Annotated in this window: 13 protein-coding genes; 7 read left to right on the forward strand and 6 right to left on the reverse strand. The window is 52.4% G+C overall.

Translation table 11 applies throughout. The features are described from left to right. Positions 1-408 precede the first annotated feature (408 nt). The 3 genes from tig (at position 409) to clpX (ending at position 4,355) form a co-directional block, all read left to right on the forward strand. Positions 409-1,821 (forward strand): trigger factor, encoded by a 1,413-nt coding sequence (gene tig, locus AC2215_RS25365; protein ID WP_486812810.1) that lies wholly within the window; start codon positions 409-411, stop codon positions 1,819-1,821. 235 nt (positions 1,822-2,056) lie between these two features. Continuing rightward, positions 2,057-2,710 carry an ATP-dependent Clp protease proteolytic subunit gene (locus AC2215_RS25370; RefSeq protein ID WP_486812834.1) on the forward strand — a complete coding sequence of 218 codons (654 nt, stop codon included), beginning with the start codon at positions 2,057-2,059 and terminating at the stop codon, positions 2,708-2,710. Positions 2,711-3,011: 301 nt separating this feature from the next. Then, the gene (gene clpX / locus AC2215_RS25375; protein WP_486812811.1) at positions 3,012-4,355 is read left to right on the forward strand and encodes an ATP-dependent protease ATP-binding subunit ClpX; all 1,344 of its coding nucleotides are present in this window, start codon (positions 3,012-3,014) and stop codon (positions 4,353-4,355) included. Positions 4,356-4,556: 201 nt separating this feature from the next. Here clpX and AC2215_RS25380 read toward each other — a convergent pair whose 3' ends face one another. Next, positions 4,557-6,281 carry a SpoIID/LytB domain-containing protein gene (locus AC2215_RS25380; RefSeq protein WP_486812812.1) on the reverse strand — a complete coding sequence of 575 codons (1,725 nt, stop codon included), beginning with the start codon at positions 6,279-6,281 and terminating at the stop codon, positions 4,557-4,559. 210 nt (positions 6,282-6,491) lie between these two features. On the opposite strand from AC2215_RS25380, the gene AC2215_RS25385 reads away from it, so the two are divergent. The 4 genes from AC2215_RS25385 (at position 6,492) to AC2215_RS25400 (ending at position 9,761) form a co-directional block, all read left to right on the forward strand. After that, positions 6,492-6,752 carry a ParB N-terminal domain-containing protein gene (locus AC2215_RS25385; protein WP_486812813.1) on the forward strand — a complete coding sequence of 87 codons (261 nt, stop codon included), beginning with the start codon at positions 6,492-6,494 and terminating at the stop codon, positions 6,750-6,752. A 201-nt stretch (positions 6,753-6,953) separates the two neighbouring features. Next, a complete protein-coding gene (locus tag AC2215_RS25390) occupies positions 6,954-7,424 on the forward strand; it encodes a Dps family protein (RefSeq protein ID WP_486812814.1) in 471 nt (156 codons plus the stop codon). Between the two features lie 124 nt (positions 7,425-7,548). Then, positions 7,549-8,196, forward strand: a complete 648-nt coding sequence (locus AC2215_RS25395) for a helix-turn-helix domain-containing protein (protein ID WP_486812815.1) — start codon at positions 7,549-7,551, stop codon at positions 8,194-8,196. Between the two features lie 812 nt (positions 8,197-9,008). Further along, the gene (locus tag AC2215_RS25400) at positions 9,009-9,761 is read left to right on the forward strand and encodes a winged helix-turn-helix domain-containing protein (RefSeq protein ID WP_486812835.1); all 753 of its coding nucleotides are present in this window, start codon (positions 9,009-9,011) and stop codon (positions 9,759-9,761) included. 201 nt (positions 9,762-9,962) lie between these two features. Here the strand turns inward: AC2215_RS25400 and AC2215_RS25405 are convergent, their stop codons facing one another. From AC2215_RS25405 to AC2215_RS25425, 5 genes are all read right to left on the reverse strand, one after another. Then, positions 9,963-10,616: a hypothetical protein gene (locus tag AC2215_RS25405; RefSeq protein ID WP_486812816.1), complete on the reverse strand. Its 654-nt coding sequence runs from the start codon at positions 10,614-10,616 to the stop codon at positions 9,963-9,965. Positions 10,617-10,629: 13 nt separating this feature from the next. Then, positions 10,630-11,646 (reverse strand): response regulator, encoded by a 1,017-nt coding sequence (locus tag AC2215_RS25410; protein WP_486812817.1) that lies wholly within the window; start codon positions 11,644-11,646, stop codon positions 10,630-10,632. A gap of 392 nt (positions 11,647-12,038) precedes the next feature. Continuing rightward, on the reverse strand, positions 12,039-12,626 hold the full coding sequence (locus AC2215_RS25415) for a hypothetical protein (protein ID WP_486812818.1): 588 nt from the start codon (positions 12,624-12,626) through the stop codon (positions 12,039-12,041). Between the two features lie 476 nt (positions 12,627-13,102). Beyond that, entirely contained in the window at positions 13,103-16,354 is a 3,252-nt protein-coding gene (locus AC2215_RS25420) for a hybrid sensor histidine kinase/response regulator (protein WP_486812819.1), read from the reverse strand. Positions 16,355-16,365: 11 nt separating this feature from the next. Next, positions 16,366-19,368 carry a methyl-accepting chemotaxis protein gene (locus AC2215_RS25425; protein ID WP_486812820.1) on the reverse strand — a complete coding sequence of 1,001 codons (3,003 nt, stop codon included), beginning with the start codon at positions 19,366-19,368 and terminating at the stop codon, positions 16,366-16,368. Positions 19,369-19,385: the final 17 nt, after the last annotated feature.

Below are 19,385 nucleotides of genomic sequence, written 5' to 3' on the forward strand. Positions count from 1 at the left end.
GTTTTTTTGACTCAGAATTTAGATCGATACTTTAGTGATTTAGATTTTATTTTATAGTCTATCTCGAATCTTAGTCTGAGGTGTCGTTACGCTTCTTCGATCTGTATTTTAAGAGCAATGTTTCTGGATTTTATCGATCTTCATCTTTCTCAAGATATCACAGGTGGGTCGATTTCGGGTACTCGGTCAACCCTAAGAGCCGAAATTGAAAAAATTTCGATCGATGGACTTGAGCTGTGAAGTCTTGCGGTTTAAGGAGAGCATCCCGAGGGGCAATCGGCACCAGAAAAACCGACGATCGTGGGGTGAAAATTTTCCGCTATTATAGGTAGGCTAGCCCTTTAGTTGACCGAATCGATACCCGCTATCGCCATTAGGTCAGCTTCTATCGGACACCAACCTCAACCCATGAAAGTCACCCAGGAAAAACTTCCCGCTAGCCAGATCGGCTTAGAAATTGAAATCCCTTCAGATTTATCTGCGAAAACCTACGAGCGCACCATACAAAATTTTAAGCGCTCGGTGAATATCCCTGGGTTTCGCAAGGGGAAAGTGACCTCGAAGGTTCTCATTCAACGCTTGGGCAGCCAACGCATCAAAGCTGCAGCCCTCGAAGAACTGATTCAAGAAGCTCTCAAAAAGGCAATCGATGGTGAGAAGATCGAAGCCCTGGGAAACTACGAACTCGATAGCGATTTCGAGGTCCTGGTGGGTCAGTACACCCCAGGAGAACCCCTGACATTTTCGGCAAAAGTAGACGTTCCCCCGGAAGTCACCCTCGAAGAAGGGCAGTATCAGGGGTTGGAAGTGCGCGTTGAAGAAATTCAATACGATCCCGAAAAAGTCGATAAATATATCGAGGAACGTCGCGCCGAACAGGCGACCTTAATTCCCATTGAAGATCGCCCCGCACAGAAAGGGGATGTGGCGATCGTCGATTTTGAAGGTCGTCTGGCGCCAGAAACGGAAGGCGAAGAAACCGAACCCTTTGACGGGGGAACGGCCGAGGATTTTGAAGTGGAACTCGTCGAAGGGAAGTTAATTCCGGGGTTTGTCGAGCAAATCGAGGGGATGGCTCTCGAAGAAACCAAGGACATTCAAGTGACGTTCCCCGAAGAGTACGGCAATGAAGAACTCGCCGGGAAAGATGCCATTTTTAAGGTAACCCTCAAAGAGCTCAAGGAAAAAGAACTGCCCGAACTCGACGACGATTTTGCCAAAGAAGCAAGCGACTTTGAAACCCTCGCCGAATTTCGCGAATCCCTCGAAACTCGCTTCAAAACCGAGGCAGAAGATCGAACCGCGCAAAACACCAAAAATGCGATCGTCACAGCACTCATCGAGAATATCAGCATTGACTTGCCGAAAACGATGATCGACAAAGAGGTCGATACGATTCTCACCCAGCAAGCCATGCAGCTCGAACAGTACGGAATCGACGTTCGGCAAATGTACAACCAAGATACGCTGCCCCAACTGCGATCGAAATCTCGCCCGGAAGCCACCAATCGCCTCTCCCAAACCTTGGTTCTCAAGGAAATTGCCCGCGCCAACAACCTCGAACCCGATGATGAAGCCATTCAAAAACGGAATGGGGAACTGCTCGAACAACTCGGGCAAGATGTGGATATGGAGCGGCTCACAGGATTTGTGACGGAAGAGTTAAGCAAGGACAACGCCATTGAGTGGCTCAAAGAACGGGCGAAGATCGAATACGTTCCCGAAGGTACACTCTCCTCTGAATCTGCAGATGAGGAAGCGTCTGAATCCGAGGCCGATGATGCGGAACCGACAGCATCTGCAGCTACGGAAGAGGAATAAACTAACGATGGAGGGTAACCGCCCTTCCCGCGATCGATCCCCTGCGGCATAATGAATAAGTAACGTTCCTTTGCAATTATTTGGAAAATGTTAAGGAACGAGTGCGCTTCGTGAGAAAATTTTCCAATTTACCCACGAATGAAATGATTCTGCCGGTGTTTTCCATCCGATCTTCTAAAATCCCGATATCGAGTCTATGCTAAGCTCCCAATCCCCAAACTACGACCTCACCAGTATGGCTCCCTTTGGGAGCGATCGCAGCCCCAGCGGTTTGATTCCCATGGTGGTAGAACAATCCGGCATGGGAGAGCGGGCTTTCGATTTGTACTCGCGCTTGCTGCGCGAACAAATTATCTTCCTGGGAACGCCCATTGACGATGATGTGGCAAACTCCATCTCCGCTCAGATGCTCATTCTCGAAGCGGAAAACCCCGAAAAGGATATTCAACTCTATATCAACTCTCCCGGTATGGGTCGGGCGTTCGAGACGGCCGGAATGGCGATTTACGATACCATCCAACAAATTCGCCCGGATGTGGTGACCATCTGTTATGGTGCGGCCTACGGTATTAGTGCGTTGTTGCTCGCTGCTGGGACTCCAGGGAAGCGGCTGGCTTTGCCGAACTCGCGCATCATCCTCCAGCAACCTCTCGGCGGTGCTCAAGGACAAGCCGTGGATATCGAGATTCGCGCTAAGGAAATCCTCCATCACAAGGAAACCATCAATCAATTGCTCGCCCAGCATACCGGTCAACCGATCGATCGCGTTGCCGAAGATACGGAACGGGATTTTTATCTCGATGCCGAGGAAGCTCGAGAATACGGAATCGTCGATCGCGTGATTTCCCATCCCGATGCCCTTCGTGAGGAAGCAGCGGCGACGGCCTAAATCGATCTCGTCCTCGATGGAGTTTCCCAACGGATGGGGATAAAAATGCTAGAATGATATGCATCGATCGCGGATATTTCGCTCTAAGGGAGACCTAGACTCAAAAATCGATCGAACTTTTAAGGCAAGATAAAGTTCGATCGAAGTTCAGTTTAGAATATTAAGTCTTCTTCCCCTGGGTCCCAAGTATCCCAACGATGTCCGAGCAAAACAACGATCGCTCCGTCCTAACTATCCTCGCATTGTATGTTGTGCCGGTTCGAGTTTTAAGGTTGCTCAGCGTAAATCTATCAGACAGCTTATGTCTAATAAATACGACTCCCATCTCAAGTGTTCTTTTTGTGGAAAATCTCAAGAACAGGTTCGTAAGTTGATTGCCGGTCCGGGAGTCTACATCTGCGACGAATGTGTCGATTTGTGTAACGAAATATTAGATGAAGAGCTGTTCGACACGAGTCCTTCTCCTCCTCAATCGGCCCCTCATGCGGAACCTCCAGAAAAGCGACGCTCGAGATCGGCGAATCTTTCTTTAAATCAAATCCCCAAACCCAAAGATATTAAGAAGTACCTCGACGAACACGTCATCGGTCAACAAGACGCTAAAAAAGTGCTCTCCGTTGCCGTATACAATCACTACAAGCGCTTGAGTTTTGCCCAGTCCAAGATGCGGGGCAAAGTCAGTGCGGATGACGCCGTCGAACTCCAAAAGTCCAATATTCTCCTCATCGGACCGACGGGTTGCGGCAAAACTTTGCTCGCCCAAACCCTAGCCAGCTTCCTCGACGTTCCCTTTGCCGTTGCCGATGCAACCACGCTCACCGAAGCGGGATATGTAGGGGAAGATGTAGAAAATATTCTCCTGCGATTGCTTCAGGTCGCCGATTTAGATGTGGAAGAGGCCCAACGAGGCATCATTTATATCGACGAACTCGATAAAGTCGCCCGCAAGAGCGAAAATCCCTCCATTACTCGCGATGTTTCCGGAGAAGGGGTACAGCAAGCTCTGCTGAAGATGCTCGAAGGGACGGTGGCGAACGTTCCTCCCCAAGGCGGACGCAAGCACCCTTACCAAGACTGCATCCAAATCGATACCCGCAATATTTTATTCATCTGCGGGGGAGCGTTTGTGGGGCTCGAAAAAATTGTCGAACAGCGCATCGGTAAGAAATCCATGGGCTTCATCAAACCCGGAGAAGCTCAGCCGAAGGAAAAGCGGACCTCAGACGTTCTCAAACACCTCGAACCGGACGATTTGGTCAAATTTGGCATGATTCCCGAATTCATCGGACGCTTGCCCATCGAAGCGGTGCTTAACCCCCTCGATGAAGATGCCCTGATGGCGATTTTGACCCAACCGCGCAACGCTCTGGTCAAGCAGTATCAGAAGCTGCTGAACATGGATAACGTGCAGTTGGAATTCAAGCCGGAAGCCCTGCGAGCGATCGCCCAGGAAGCCTACCGCCGTAAAACTGGGGCCCGGGCACTGCGCAGTATTGTTGAAGAGTTGATGCTCGAAGTGATGTACGAGTTGCCTTCTCGCAAAGACGTTACCCGCTGTGCGATTACGCAGGAGATGGTCGAGAAGCGATCGACTGCCGAGATTTTACTCCATCCCTCTTCCTTACCGAAGCCCGAATCGGCATAGAGGTTTTCAGTCTCAAGGGTTAACATTGAGTAACCGAGTCATTTACCGATCGATAGTTGGTCTGCTGAGTTTAGTCTCGCTATCGCGTGGTCAGGGTCAACGGTGATTGACCCTTACGGTCAGCGATCGTACCAACTACAGCTTGACTGGGGCGATCTCGTTCGAGCGGTTTCCGAACCCGAAACACTTTTAAACGAATTATCAATTGTCAATTGTCAATTGTCCTGAAGGTGGTTCTTGCCAAAAGACGATCGAATCGTTAATCGGTTCGAGCAGGGTACCGGGATAGTAAAATTCCAGGATCCGATCGCTCGACCATCCCGATGCAGCCAGTTCCGACGCACCGGACTGACTCATACCTACCCCATGTCCGAAGCCACCGCCGACAAAGTTGTATCCCCAAAGGGTTTTTGGTTTTTCCGATTGTTGCGCCTCGTTTTCCTCTGTTTCGAGTTCGGCCTCGTCTTCTTCGGGATCCTCCTCGTAGATCGGTTCTAAATAGAAGAAGGTGCTAATGGGTGGATAGAAGGCATTGCGGATTTCGTCATTGGGAACTTCCACCGGTCCGGTATCGGTTTGGACGACCATCTTCAAGACTCGTCCGGCATGGGAACGGTCGACGACTTTCACCTCACTGACAGTATTGAAGTTCGCCGGTTTGTTGTTTTTCTGGAGGTAATACTTCAAAAATCCAGCGATATCCTTCAGGCTTTCCCCTTCCTGCCAGCGAAACGTATCGACCTCTTCTTCGTTAAACCCTTCTTTCAAACTCATAAATTGTCGAAAATTTGCCTCGTCGGCAAGGGTATTATTCGCCAAGTCCCAAACGCCACTGACGGAATCCACGACAGCGGTAAGATAGGGACGCGACGGACCGTTCCATACGTCATCGAAGGGAGCCGTTACACCACCAGTAGATGCGGAATATAGGGTATCGGCCAGTTCGTTATTGTAGGTGAGGACGAGACCGGCGGTCGCGGCGATCGCTCGATCGACGATCGCGTCGGTTCCTTCTAACCCCTTGTACACCTGACAATCGACGGTGGCACAGAGCTGATAGTTATCGGCGGCAAAACGGCGCAGGTTTCGCAATGCGTAGGTGCGGGCGACGATAGCTTGGGCTTGCAGGGCAGCGTCTGGGGCATAGGCGCCAATTTCATAGGGGACGACACCGCGCAGATAGGTTTCTAAGGCCACTCGATTGACCAGGGTATAGTCGCCGTGGGCGTTGGGCTGGACGTAGAAGCTGCCGGCGAAGGTATGAAAGGGTTCATCTTCCTCTTTGCCTTCTTTAACTCGAACAACCCCAGTCCCGGAGGAAATTTCAAAGCGATCGCGATTGTATCGATAGCCATCGAGCACCCAATAGGCTTGGGGTTTTTTCCGGGGGAGGCTGCTGTCGAAGTGAATGGTATCGTATCCCTGGTTTTTCAGGCTTTGCATCAGCCATCGCCGTAGAAAGGGAGTACTGTATACGTCACGCTTCGCCCACACTTGCCAGCGAAAGGGTTGGGCGATTTCGACTTCGATTCCTCGGGCTTTCCAAACTGCAGCGGTTTCTTCGGCACTCTCGAAGCTGCGATGGTTACTGAGGACGATGCGTTCTTCGAGGGTGGGTTCGGTTTTGGGGAGTGAGGCGATTTGGATTTTAAGTTTATCGGTTTGCAGGGTTTGAGGTGTACCGTCTCCCCCTAAAAACGTCAGCGTGAGGCGATCGCCCTCCGGTGCTTCCAGGGTGAGTTCGTCTGTCGGTTCGTCTCCAAATCGCTGGACGATTCCAACTTGCAATTCGAGAGCTTGGGGGGGTTGGTTTTGCGCCCAATTGACCGAGGCACTCGTCCCAGTCCACAAGCCAGCACCCAGAAGAACCATTAACCCGAGACTCCAGCGTTGCTGCTTTACCTGACGTTTCTTACACCTTGCCATATTTGTGTTGTTTTGATGTTGCCCGACGGCATCGAAAAAAATACCTGAAGTAGATTGTAACGATTTTGCGGTCGGGGATGTTCTGAGAGCATACTTGAATACTTGCAAAACGAAGTCAATATGGTTACGATTAAAGATAAGAAGCCGTAAAAATTCGATCGTCGTCCCACGAACCAGCACCTTGTTTTAACTCCCAACCCGACAAATCTCATGCAAATCAAAGATATTCCCATCCATAAAATTCGCCGTCCCCTACCCCGGCGCAACGACCCGCAGAAGGTAGCAGCTTTGATGGAATCCATCCGCAAAATCGGACTGCAAGAACCCATCGACGTGTTGGAAGTCGAGGGAGAATATTACGGTTTTTCCGGCTGCCATCGTTACGAAGCCTCAGTACGCCTCGGACACGCAACCATTCGCTGTAACGTACGACGCGCCCCCCGTTCGGTATTGCAAATGCACTTGGCCTAGTGCCGCTACGGGTCATAAACAAGGCAAAATGCTTAGTAAACATAGCTTTCACTCGTTGAGGGCAGGTCAGTTATTTTGGCTACGTCGCACTAGAGATTTTGCGATCGCGCGTTGGAAGAAACCAGTCGAATTCTATAGTGAGAAAGGATGACGATCGCAAACACTCAAATACACTAAATACAACTTACCTCCATTAAACCCATGCAAGTTGACATCGGTATTGAAAACAAAGCCCGCGAAGAAATCGCCCAAGGATTGTCTCGGTTACTCGCAGATACCTATACCCTGTATCTCAAAACCCATAACTTTCACTGGAACGTCACCGGACCGATGTTCCAAACCCTACATTTGATGTTCGAGCAGCAATATACCGAACTCTCAACGGCGGTTGACGAGATCGCCGAACGGATTCGGGCATTGGGATTCCCAGCACCCGGTAGCTACAGCGAATACGGCAAACTCACCTCCATCGAGGAAGCCAGCGGTGTTCCTGCAGCCAAAGACATGATTCGCCAACTCGTGGCCGGTCAAGAAGCGGTGGTGCGCACGGCCCGATCGATTTTCTCCGTTGCCGATGAGGCGAACGACGAACCCACGGCGGATTTGTTAACTCAGCGGATGCAAATTCACGAGAAGACTGCCTGGATGTTGAGAAGTTTGCTTGAAGAGTAGAACGACACGCAGCTCGTTCCTGAGAGAAAATACGGGACTTATCTTTTTCCAAAACCCTCAAAAGTTAAGGGATGATGGAGGAGAACGGTAAAAAACCTTTCCTGCGTCTTTCTTTCCAAGGAATATGAGTGCTTCTAAGAATCGAGATTACACCCCCGAATTGCGTCAGTTGATGGAGCCGTCGGGGGTTTCTAGCTTTTTGGCTCTCTCGCGTAAGGCGGGGGTGTCCGAACACCAAGTGCGATCGCTCAGGCGAGGGCAAGTGTCCCAAATGCGATTGGACAATTTACTCAAACTCGCTCGCAGTTTAGAGATCTCTTTAGAAGCGTTACTCGCAACATTCTCAGAAAGTGCCCTTCAGAGCCAGCGAAATCCAGAAACCGCAAGCCTAGAACATCTGCAAGCAGAATACGATCGCCTGCGAACTCAACTAGACGAACAACGGACGGCGGCAGTTGAAGAATTCAAGCAAACGAGTCTGGATACCCTCGAGTCTTGGATGTTTTATTGGCCGTCTGCAGCCTATGCCGCCCGTCAAAATCCACAGTTTCCCGCGACGCGATTATTGCCCCTGGTTAAGCCCGTGGAACAGTTACTGCAGCAGTGGGGAGTTGAAACGATTGGTGCAGTGGGGATGGAAGTCCCTTACGATCCCCAGGAGCACCAACTCATCCAAGGTACTGCCGAACTCGGTCAAATGGTAACGGTACGGAATGTCGGTTATCGCCTGAAAACGGGGCTTCTCCACCGCGTCAAAGTTGCGTCGATATAGTACGCACTCAGCGATCGGTATTCAGCCTATGGCACAACCCCTCTGCTGTGCTCCCCCTGCGCTGTGGCCCGCAGTTGATTTGCACGATCGAAGAAACAGGTCTTGTCCATTCCCCCCAAACCCATTCCCCGTTCCTGACGAATGTGTAACGAAAACTGCGCAGTGCGCGCCCTTTTCGGTCTCATTGCGGCGATTGGGTCCATTGAGGTAGCTGTCTCGATTCAAATGAATGGGACTTGAAAGATTGGGAGATGCGTGAGAATTTTTTTCATGTAAATAAAGGCAAGTTTAACATTAGTTTAAGTTTACGTAAATTAAACGTTATCAAAAATAAAAATTGGCGATCGAAACTCATACTTATGCGATCGCATCTCAGATCGTTGAAGGCTATCTGGGTGGAAAAATCGTGAGTATTTCCATTGAATTGAACCGTTGTCCACCCAAAAAAAGTAACTGAGATCGCCAAGACCGATCGCACTCAGATTCAGGACCGCCAAACACTCTAAGCATTTTCACTGAGTCAAAATCATACCAATCGTTCTCGATCTTTGTAAGTAATACGTAGTCAGACGGAATGATTGACGAGTTTTCAACTCATCCAAGGGTAAAATGTACGCTCGAAACCCCATAATTGTCAGAAATACGTAGAAATAATTCGGTCGCAGGACCCGAGACCATCGATCCAACAATACAGTCAAAACCAGACCCAATCGAAAACTTAAAATTTTACAAGATCGTTTTTAAGTTTTTCGATCGTAAAGAAAATTTTTGTTGTATTAATAGAGTGGTGCTAAAAAATGACCACTTTTTTTATGCTGGGTATCGAGTCCAACCACAAGACCTCCACACCAAAAATGAACTCAACTCAACGAATCCTCGTTGTAGAAGATGAGGACCTAATTCGAGATATGGTTGTTTTGGGCTTAAAAGATGAAGGCTATCAAGTGACGGCTGCATCGGACGGAAGTGTGGCAATGACCTTGATTCACGATCCGGGAGTCGAACGGGAAAAATTTCCCTTCGATCTGATTATTTTAGATATTATGCTGCCCCAGGTTAACGGTTTAGACCTGTGTCGACTGCTTCGGCATCAAGGCAACCCGGTGCCGATTTTAATTCTGAGCGCGAAAAGTACAGAAACCGATCGGGTTTTGGGCTTAGAAATTGGAGCGGACGACTATCTGACAAAACCCTTTGGAATGCGCGAACTCGTCGCCCGCTGTCGGGCCCTGCTGCGCCGCAACCGCACTCGACAACCCGATCGACCCGAAGCTCTTCAGTTCGGAGAACTCACCTTATACCCCCAAGAGTGCCGCGTACTCGTGAGCGGCACTGAAGTGAACCTCGCCCCCAAAGAGTTTCGTTTGTTGGAGCTATTCATGGGTTCTCCGCGACGAGTTTGGTCGAGAGAACAGCTTCTCGATCGCATTTGGGGTATCGATTTTGTGGGAGATAGCAAAACCGTAGACGTACATATTCGCTGGCTGCGGGAAAAACTCGAACGCGACCCCAGCCATCCGGAATATATTATTACCGTACGAGGATTTGGCTATCGCTTGGGGTAAATTCCGAGGCAATCGAGGGTGGAAGGGGAAAAGAAGATGCTGGGGTAGAGTAAGATTGTTCAGCTGTGCCAACTCTCAGGAATATTCCTCACACCCCACACCCCATCACTCATTAGACATCCGGTGGAAATCAAAAATTCAGACAAGATCTATGCTGAAGTCCTGAAGTTCTTCTAGCTTTCTCCCTTTTCCACCCGATGTCTATTCAGTTTGAGTTTGAGCGGGCTTACTCTCCCCAGAACTGCCCTGGGAAGTGGCAAACCAAAATAATCCCGCGATCGCCAACACCGTAAAAATAGCGAGTCCGATCGTCGCCCAACGTAAGGTTCGCACTTGCTGTTCCATATTGCGCAGTGCCAATCGGGCAATGTGGGTGCGATTTTCCAGCTGATCGACAACGACTTCAAATTCTTTCATCGGAGCTTGTATGGCTTCTCCTTGAATGCTCGATTCTTGGAGAATGGATGCCATTTTTGCGTCTAACTCCTGCTTCTTTGCATCGAGTTCTCGTTTGAGATCGCCGATGTTTTGACCGACCCGTGCCTCTAAATCTTGGCGAATATCGGTGGGAATATCCGATAACTGGGCGTGGGTTTGTTCCCAGCGATCGTTTAAAGACGCTTCGAGTTCTTTAAAGCGTTGCTCGAAACGCTCTTCAACCCCTGTCGCATTCTCTAGAATGCCCTGTGCTCGATCGATATATTCTTTGAGTTCCCCATAGGTTTGTGCCAACCCCTCGAACTGCTCCTGAATCCGAGCGAGTCCATCAACGGTCTCGAAAGACTTTTCCATTTGGCTGCGGAGTTCCGCTAGCTCTTGCTCGACATGACCTAACTCGTTCATATTTTTAACCATCTTGTTCTCAATCTCACAGCTTCAGCATCTGACCCAAGCGTTCGCAACCTTGCCCGAGAGATGCGAGGTTTTCTACTAGAACCGCATATCGATCGCTCAACGTTCGCATCTGTTTCAGCTTTGAAAGTGCGAGGAGCGTTTGATAAGAAACAGACTCGCGTCCAAAGAGACGATCGGCTTCTTGTAAAAGAAAAGGGAAACCTTCGGGACAATTCCACGGACTATCAACTTGACTGAGCCAGTTAAAGGCTTCGTCGGGTTTGAGGGTCACGCCCTCCCGATAGAATAGTAGCAATTCTTCGCGGGACAATCCTCGCTTTACCCCTTCTTTAAAACCAAATTTTAGATATTGAAAAGCCGAGAGGGTTCGACCTTTCATGCGTCGGGAGACAGCACCGGCTAGGTACAGCGCTGCGATATTATTGGGATTTCCTCGAAGATATCGGCTTAACCGGGCTAAGAGTTCGTCGAGGGCATCGAGTTCGACAGCTCGCTCGATCGCGCTCGATAGCGCTGAAACGTCGAAATCCTCAACTAAAATCTGGAACTCGGCTTCGGTGAGAGACAGTTTGGCTAAATCTGGCAGGGGCGATGTATCGACCGCATCGTCTTCGGACCCCACGCGGGCGATGATTTTATCAAATAGCCCCGGTCCCACTTGAGAGTACCCCTTGTAAACGGAGCGAATCGTGTTCGCGAGATCTTCGGCGGCAGTATTTTTCAGGAGATAGCCTTTGGCCCCCGCCCGCAAAGCATCGCCGAGGTAGGCATCGTTGTCGTAGCCGCTGAGGACAATGACTTTTGTCTGGCCAAAGCGCTGGCTCAGAATTTGAGTGACCGTGATGCCGTCCATTCCCGGCATTTGAATATCCAGGAGGACGACATCGGGTTTGAGCGCTTCGACCTGTTCGATAGCCGTTTCGCCATCGTGCGCGCTTCCAACAACTTCAAGGTCGGATTCCCGTTCCAGCCAAGTCTGTAAGGCTTGACAAAGAATCGCTTGGTCGTCGACGAGTAAAATTCGGATCATGAATCGTAAGCCCGAGTCTGGTGCGATTTTGAATTGTAGATGCGCGAGTTCCCTTTGAATCTCACTGTTCGGGTTTTATGGCAAAAACCCGAGAGAGATGTTTGAGCTCGGATCCGGTTGAATGACCATAATCTCAAACAATTCACGGATCGCGTTCTTGCCAATGGTCGGCGTTCCCTTGCTAGGTCGGCATTCCCTTGCGTCTTGCGCCGACGCGGGGTCCGAACTCTTTGGCTTAATCAGGGATCCAACCGCTGCCTCTTCATGCTCAATCATGGTGATTTAAGCGGATTTCATATGACAGGTGGATGTGAAAATTGTATTCTGATTTTTTTGATTTGCGCTACGATCTCGATCGCCGCTCGATGCATCCATTTCGATCGATTCTCAACCTAAGAATCGCGCTCGATCGCCTCCGATGCCGGTAGACTCCACTGGGGTCGAACCAGCCGATCGAGATCGAGTAGAAAAATGGGCGGAGCGTCCGGACCTGAAACCACGAGGGCGCTCGCGCACCCAAGATGACCCTGAGCTAAATAGGTGGGGGGAATCGGTTTGAAAGCGCTCTGGGGAAATCGACGTAAAGCGGGTTGAGACGGCAAGGGCAAACCGATGAGTTCTCCCTGGGAGCTTTGAACGATGAGTAGATAGCGTTCGGGCAGTTCCTCTGGATCGGAAGCGGATGCAGGGGTCTTGTTTTCCCTAGGGACTTCTGGAGCGGGCAATTCGGCGGCGGCGGGGCTGCCAAACAAGCGTCGTTCGAGATCGAGAACGGGCACTTCCAAATCCCCATCGAGGGTTAAACCCGCGCCGGTCTCCAGGGTATTGCCGTACACTTTGCCCAAGGGAATCACTTTTCGAGCCACCCAAATGGGCAGGGCAAACCATTCGAGTTGGATTGAGAAGGTTACCAGTTGTTGGGTCGTTTGAGTGGCGCGGTTTTTGGTCCTTCGGGACTGGAGAGAGGAAGACGAAAACATAGTGGGAATCCTGAGGGTACTCGAAGATATTGGAGATTAAACCATTTTGCCGCATCGATCGCCGAATCATTGTAAACGAGGAGCGAGAAAGCCGTTGGCTCGAAAAAAGGGTCCGGGCAATCTCGAGCCGCTCGAATCTAAAGTGGTTCGAGCTCGGGTTGGGGTCTGGCGTGGGGACAATATCCCCACCGGTTTGACTTTCGAGCCAGTGACCCGACTCAAATCGGTGACGAAATCGGCGTCAAGGGCGATCGCCCGGGACTTGGGGCTTGACAAATTCATGCTTTTGCAGTTTACGAATGGGAAAACGAGGGTGAAACTCCTGTTGGGGTGCGATCTCAAGTTCGGATCGTTCGCGACAATTAAGCGCGACCCGATCGATCTCTTCTCTAATTCTCTTCAGATGCTCCCTACGCTCCCTCCGCTCCCCGATGCTCACCTCGATCGAAATTAGACGTCTTGAACCGAACTCGATGTTAAAGTGCCAGAACCAATTCCAGAGAGGTTTCGAGGGCTTGGAGTAAAGCACGCTCGTTATACGGTTTCGAAAAATAGGCAGTTGCACCCAAGCTCGTCGCCAGGCGGCGATGTTTTTCGCTCGTCCGGGAGGTCAGCATCATCACCGGTAAATCTTTGAACTGGGCATTTGATTTGACCTGAGCTAAAAAGCCGTACCCATCGAGGCGCGGCATTTCAATATCGCAGATGGCTGCTTGGACCTGGACTCCGGACAAGAGTTTTTCCACCGCATCGCGGCCATCTTTAGCCTGTTCCACCCGATATCCGGCTTTTTCGAGGGTTAAGGCGAGGAAACGACGCACGTTAATCGAGTCATCAACGATTAAAATCGTATTTTGGGTTGGCGGTAGGATGGGAGGCTCGATTTCTGGGGTGGGTTCGATCGGTTTTGGCTCGGGGGTGCTCGTTTGCGACGAGCGATCGCAACTGGTAATCCAGTGCAGCAGCTCGGACACGTTCACCAAGGGCACGACGCGACCATCTCCCAAAATGGCACAGTTGGTAAACCCCGAAGGCAGCGGAATCGTGCCTTCCACCGGACGGATGGCCACTTCTCGTTCCCCCCAGCATCGATCGATGGCAAGCCCCACCAATTGGTTGTCCCGCTCGGAAATCAGGACGCTGGGGGTGTTAATGGTGGGGGGGGCTTCGAGTTCGACGAACTGGTGGGGGCAGCGAAACTCGAACCAACGCTCCGGACGGACGAGCTGAACCATCGTGCCTTCGAGGTTGAGGACTTCCGATCCAGCACTCGCGAGGGTTTGTCCCGATCGCAGGGGTAGAATTTCTTGGATGGTATCGCTGGGGAAGGCCAGCAGCATGCCGCCACTTTCAACCACCAGCACCCGCGTCACCGAGAGGGTAAACGGAACCATCAGAGAAAATGTGGTGCCCACCCCCGGTTGGGTATCCACCTGAATGTCCCCTTGCACTTTTTTGAGGTTATTGCGCACGACATCCATGCCCACACCCCGACCGGAAAGGTCGGTGACTTGGTCTTTAGTGCTGAATCCCGGCTCGAAAATCAACGAGAGCAGTTCCCGATCGGTTGCCGCATCGAGAAGTTCCGCATCCAGACCCATTTGCGTGGCTCGATCTCGCAGGCGATCGAGGGGAATGCCCGCCCCATCGTCCCGAAGGGAAATTAACGTTCGGTTGCTGCGATGGGTGGCGCGAATTTCGATCGTGCCCGTTTCCGGTTTGCCGTTGGTTCTGCGGGTTTCGGGGTCTTCGATGCCGTGGTCGAAGGCATTGCGCAACAAATGCAGCAGGGGATCTTTGAGCACTTCCAAGATATTGCGATCGACGAGGGTATTCCCCCCAGTCACTCTCAACTCCACGGATTTACCGTGTTGCAGGCTCAGTTCCCGCAACGCCCGAGGAAAGCGATCGAGAACATCCGAGAGGGGGCGCATTCGCACTTGATTGAGGCGGGTTTGCAACTGTTTGACGCTTTTGTTGAGGTTGCGGGCGATTTGCTCGGTATCCTCTAAGCCCAATTTGATATCGTCGGTCACCTCTTGAATCTGAACGACGGTTTCGGTCACTTCTAAAGAGGGCTGGTGCAACTCGTTGTAGCGATCGAGTTCGAGAACGTCAAATTCTCCCGTGTCCGGCCGAGTCCCATCGCGGCTCGATTCCCATCGCCAGGAGAGAGCGTTGTCTCCCGTCTGGCGATTGCTGTTGTTTGAGTTGTTTTTCCCCAAGAGACTCGAGAAGGCCGCAGCCCGGTTCTGAGAGCGACTGGCAATGCGATCGTAAGCGGTACGCAGGCGCTCGTTGGTTTGTTCGAGAGCCATGGTGCGGCGACTCAGGAGGGTCACCAAATTTCGCAAGCGCGCCAGTTGCAAGTCCAGACCGTTTCGATCGATAATCAGTTCCCCAAATAAATCGTTGAGCTGTTCGAGGCGTTTGACGGGAATGCGGACGGTTACTTCCGGTTCGTCCGATGCCACTTCCACCGGTTCGCTTTCCAGGGGGAACAGAGGTAAATCGACGAGTTGGGGTTGTTCTTCGGCGGCTTCGGGGGTTGTCTGGGAGGTGGCCGGTTCGGAAATTTGCGGTGTCCCTGGGTCTGCTGGCTGGGGAGGTTCGAGGGAAACGAGATCTTCTGGAATTTCCTCGGGAACAGACGTGGGAATGTCGATGGCATCCTCGAAAGCGGCCACCTCTTCTTCTCGGGAGACTTGGGGAATGTCGATGGCATCCTCGAAAGCGGCCACCTCTTCTTCTCGAGAGACTTGGGGAATGTCGATGGCATCCTCAAAAGCGGCCACTTCTTCTTCTCGGGAGACTTGGGGAATGTCGATGGCATCCTCGAAAGCGGCTACCTCTTCCTCTCGGGAGACTTGGGGAATGTCGATGGCATCCTCAAAAGCGGCCATCTCTTCTTCTCGGGAGACTTGGGGAGAGGGCGCGGGGAGTTCGATGCGATCGGGCAGCAAATCTAGTTGTCCGATGGCGATCAAAGCTTGGGAACGCCGCCATCCCCCCAGGGCCGCGCGGGCAATTTCTTGAACTCGATGGGGTTCCCCGGCTAACGCTTGGAGGGTGGATGCCGACAGTTGCGTAAATGCCCCCAGTTGCAGCATTTCCCCCAAGCCGCCCAGTTCCTGGGCCAAAATTTCTAATTCTTCCGTCAGACAGGGTAAATTCGGGTCGGCGAGCACCGATTCCAACCGTTGCAGGCAGCCCTCCACCTCCGTTTCAAACAGCAGAGCCATCACATCTTGGCCCTCTTCCGGGGAGAGCATGGATGCGGCATCGTCCGCTTGGGGGTCTCCCAAACGTTCGTAAAGGCGATCGAAAACGGGATTGGCTTCCCGATCGAGCCACATCGGATCGAGGGCGGTTTCCGGGTCTCTACCCTGCAATAGGGCGTGGCGATCGCTGTCAATAACCCGGCGCAAGCAGTCCACTCCAGCGAGCAGCCACCCTTCGAGTTCCGCTTCGATTTCGAGGGTTTGGTGCTGGGTTTTGAGCACTTTAAACGAATCTTCCAGGCGATGGGCCAGTTGGCTCAAGATCCCAAATCCCATCATGCCCGCTCCTCCCTTAATGGAGTGAGCGGCTCTGAGGGCATCGTCGATTTGTTCGCGATCGATTCGGCGGCTCGAGATGCCGATGAGGGCAGATTCGAGGGTGCTCAAATAATCCTGCGCTTCATCGAGAAACTGGAGTTTGATTGCAAATTCCTTGTCTTGTGACACGATCGTTCCCTTTACGAATCCACTTTGAATGTACCAACGGAGGTTTGCAGTTCCTGGGAGATTTCCACGGTTTCCCGCAGAGAATCTGACACCTGGCGCGAGGAATCCGAGGTGCGCTCGGACACTCGGGCGATTTCTTGCATCAAGCTCGATACCGCCATCGAGGTTTGGACCTGAGAAACGGTGGCGTCGGAAATCGAGGCCACCAGTCCGTCGATTTTCTGCGACACTTCCACAATTTCCCCCAGACTTTGTTTGGTGTTTTCCACCAGGTGCGCTCCCTCAGTCACCTGAGCGGAACTTTCTTCCATCGCTTTCACCACCTGGGTGGTTTCGAGCTGGATGTTTTTCACCAGTTGCTCGATTTCTTGGGTGGCGGCGGCGGAGCGTTCGGCCAGTTCCCCCACTTCTTCGGCCACCACGGCAAATCCTTGGGCTTCTTCCCCGGCGCGAGCGGCTTCCAAACCGGCGTTAATCGCCAAGACGTTGGTTTGCAGGGCGATTTCGTTAATCAGAGACACCGCTTTAGAAATCTGCCGGGAGGAGTCTCCCAACTGCGAGACTTTTTGGGCGGTTTCGGTAATGGTTTCTCTCAAGCTGGAGATATTTTCCACCGTGCGATCCATGGCTTCTCCCCCGGATCGAGCCGTGGTGGAGGCCGTGCGGGCGACGTCCGCGGCTTGACGGGCGCTGTGGGCCACCGATTGAATCGAGGCAGTCATTTCCTCCACGGAATCGAGGGTGCGGGTGGTTTCTCGGGCTTGTTTGAGGGCTTCTTCGTTCAGGAGGCGGATGGCACTTTCGTTTTGACTCAAGGAGGCATTCACCTGGGTCGCCGATTGTTTCACCTGCCGGACGATTTGGCGCAAACTCTCAACGATCGAGTTGAAGAAGTCGGCGACAATCCCGATTTCATCGGCCGTCACGTCGGCGCGCACGGTGAGGTCGCCCCCCGATGCCCCTTCCACTTCAATCAAGAGGGTGGTGAGTTGCTGCTGGATCGCTTCCTTTTGTCGCCGCTGTTCGTCGGAAAGGGCTTCTGCGGTTTGGCGGGCTTGTTCCCGCTGATCGAGCAGGTTGGCTTGTTCGAGGGCGAATCCGAGCTGGATGCCCACTTGGCGCATGAGGTCGATTTCCGTATCTTGCCACGCCCGGGTTCCAGAACATTGGTGGGCGATGAGCAAGCCGGTGAGTTTACCCCCCACTAAAATGGGGGCGACTAAATTGGCTTTCACCCCCAGACCTTCGAGTTGTCCGATGTGGCAGGGGGTCAAGTTGGCATTGTAGATATCTGCGGTGGGCTGAATGCGACCTTTCTGATATTGTTCCACAAACCCTTTGGAAAAGCAGGGGTCTTCGATTTCCATCCCCAAAGCCCGCGGCCAACCCCGAACCACCGATTCGGCGATCACGTTTCCCACCCACCGCTCGTCAAATTCGTAAACGAGGGTGCGATCGGTTCGCAGGGCTTGTCGGGTGGCATTGACGGCGGCTTCGAGAATCCGATCGCGATCGAGAGATTCCCGCATCAGGGTAGTGATTTGACCGATCTGCTGGGCGCTTTCGGTTTCGGCCACTTGCTGGAATAGCAGATCGCGAACTCGTACCACCAGGGCGTTGAAACTGCTGGCGAGCTGTTGGGTTTCGGCGGCCCCTTCCACTTCGGCATACACTTCCAAGTTCCCGCGACCTACTTCTTCGGTCGCCCCTACCAACCGCGCCAGGGGCTTGGCTACTTGCCGCGATGCTTGGGCGATGGCAGCTGTGGAGATACCGGCAACCGCCAGCAACACCCCGGCGAACAACAGGGCTGAATTGCGTCCGGCGGCTTGAATTTCGCTTTTGTCCACGGAAATCAAGATCGTCCAGTGAGTTTTGGGAATGGTGGATAGATAAAACAGGCGATTTCCCAGTTCCAATTCCGTTTCGAGCACCACCTCCGAGACATCGTCTTTTTCCGTTTCGAGTTGGAGTTTGACAATGGGAAAATCCGCTTCCTGGATGGCCGCATCGAGGTCGTCCTGGCGGTTGAGGTAAATATCCGAGAGGGTGGCGGCCCGTTCGGAAACGATCTCCCCGCCGAGAACTTCTACGGTTTCGCCCGTTTCTTCTTCGGTCTCTTCGATTGTGGAAGTTAGGGATGTGGGGTTATTGTTTTCGTCAAACGCCACAATCTGAGCCTCTTCCGAATCGAACACCTCTAACTCCAACAGGAAGCTGGTGACGCGCTCGAAAGTTTGGGCGGGAACCACCGCTTTGAGAACGCCGAGAAATTCCCCGGTTTGGGGATCGACAATCCGCTCGACGATGTCGATCCCGCGAACGTTAGCCGATTCGTCGAAGGTGGGAATCAGGAGTTGTCCTGGGGTGTTTTTGCCCCGCTCCCACCAAGATTCATCTCGCTGGACGAAGTCGGAGGTGCGTTGGCTGTAGGCAACGTTAAAGCCATTTTTTTCCGTGAAAAAGAGTTCGGCGATCTCCTCAATCCGGGTAATACGCTTGAGATAATCGTTCATCGGCTGGCTGGGATTCAGCAGCAGGGTATTGGCAAACTGCCGTTCCGCTTCCTCGATGGAGAGGTTGACGATCTCTTCTTCTTCGGCCCGTTTGGCGTTCTCCCGCGCCGCTTCGAAAATCAAGGGATTAGAAGCCACCGAGTCCGTGACGATTTCCGCTTCCACGATAATGCGTTCGGCCACCTTCGCCGCTGCGAGCAGTTCCCCGCGCAAGCGTTTCTGGGCATCCAGGGCAGCTTCCCGCGTCGTCAGGGCGTAACTGAGCCAGGTGGCAAACCCCAGAGGAAGAAGTACCCCCGGCAAAATCCGAATTAAGAGCTGGCGGTAGAGGGGTGTGCCCGCCACAGTTGGCTGGGTCTGCGGGGTCGCGGGTTTGGCGGACGGGGCAAGCCCGGGGATCTCAGATGTTGGCGGGGGCAACGATCGATCGACTGTTGCGGTGGGGGAAGTGCCGGATGGGGACGGGTTGAGACCGTTACGACCGTTGTTGGAGTCCATAGGATTCTCGGGCATTC

Source organism: Zarconia sp., assembly GCF_057467645.1.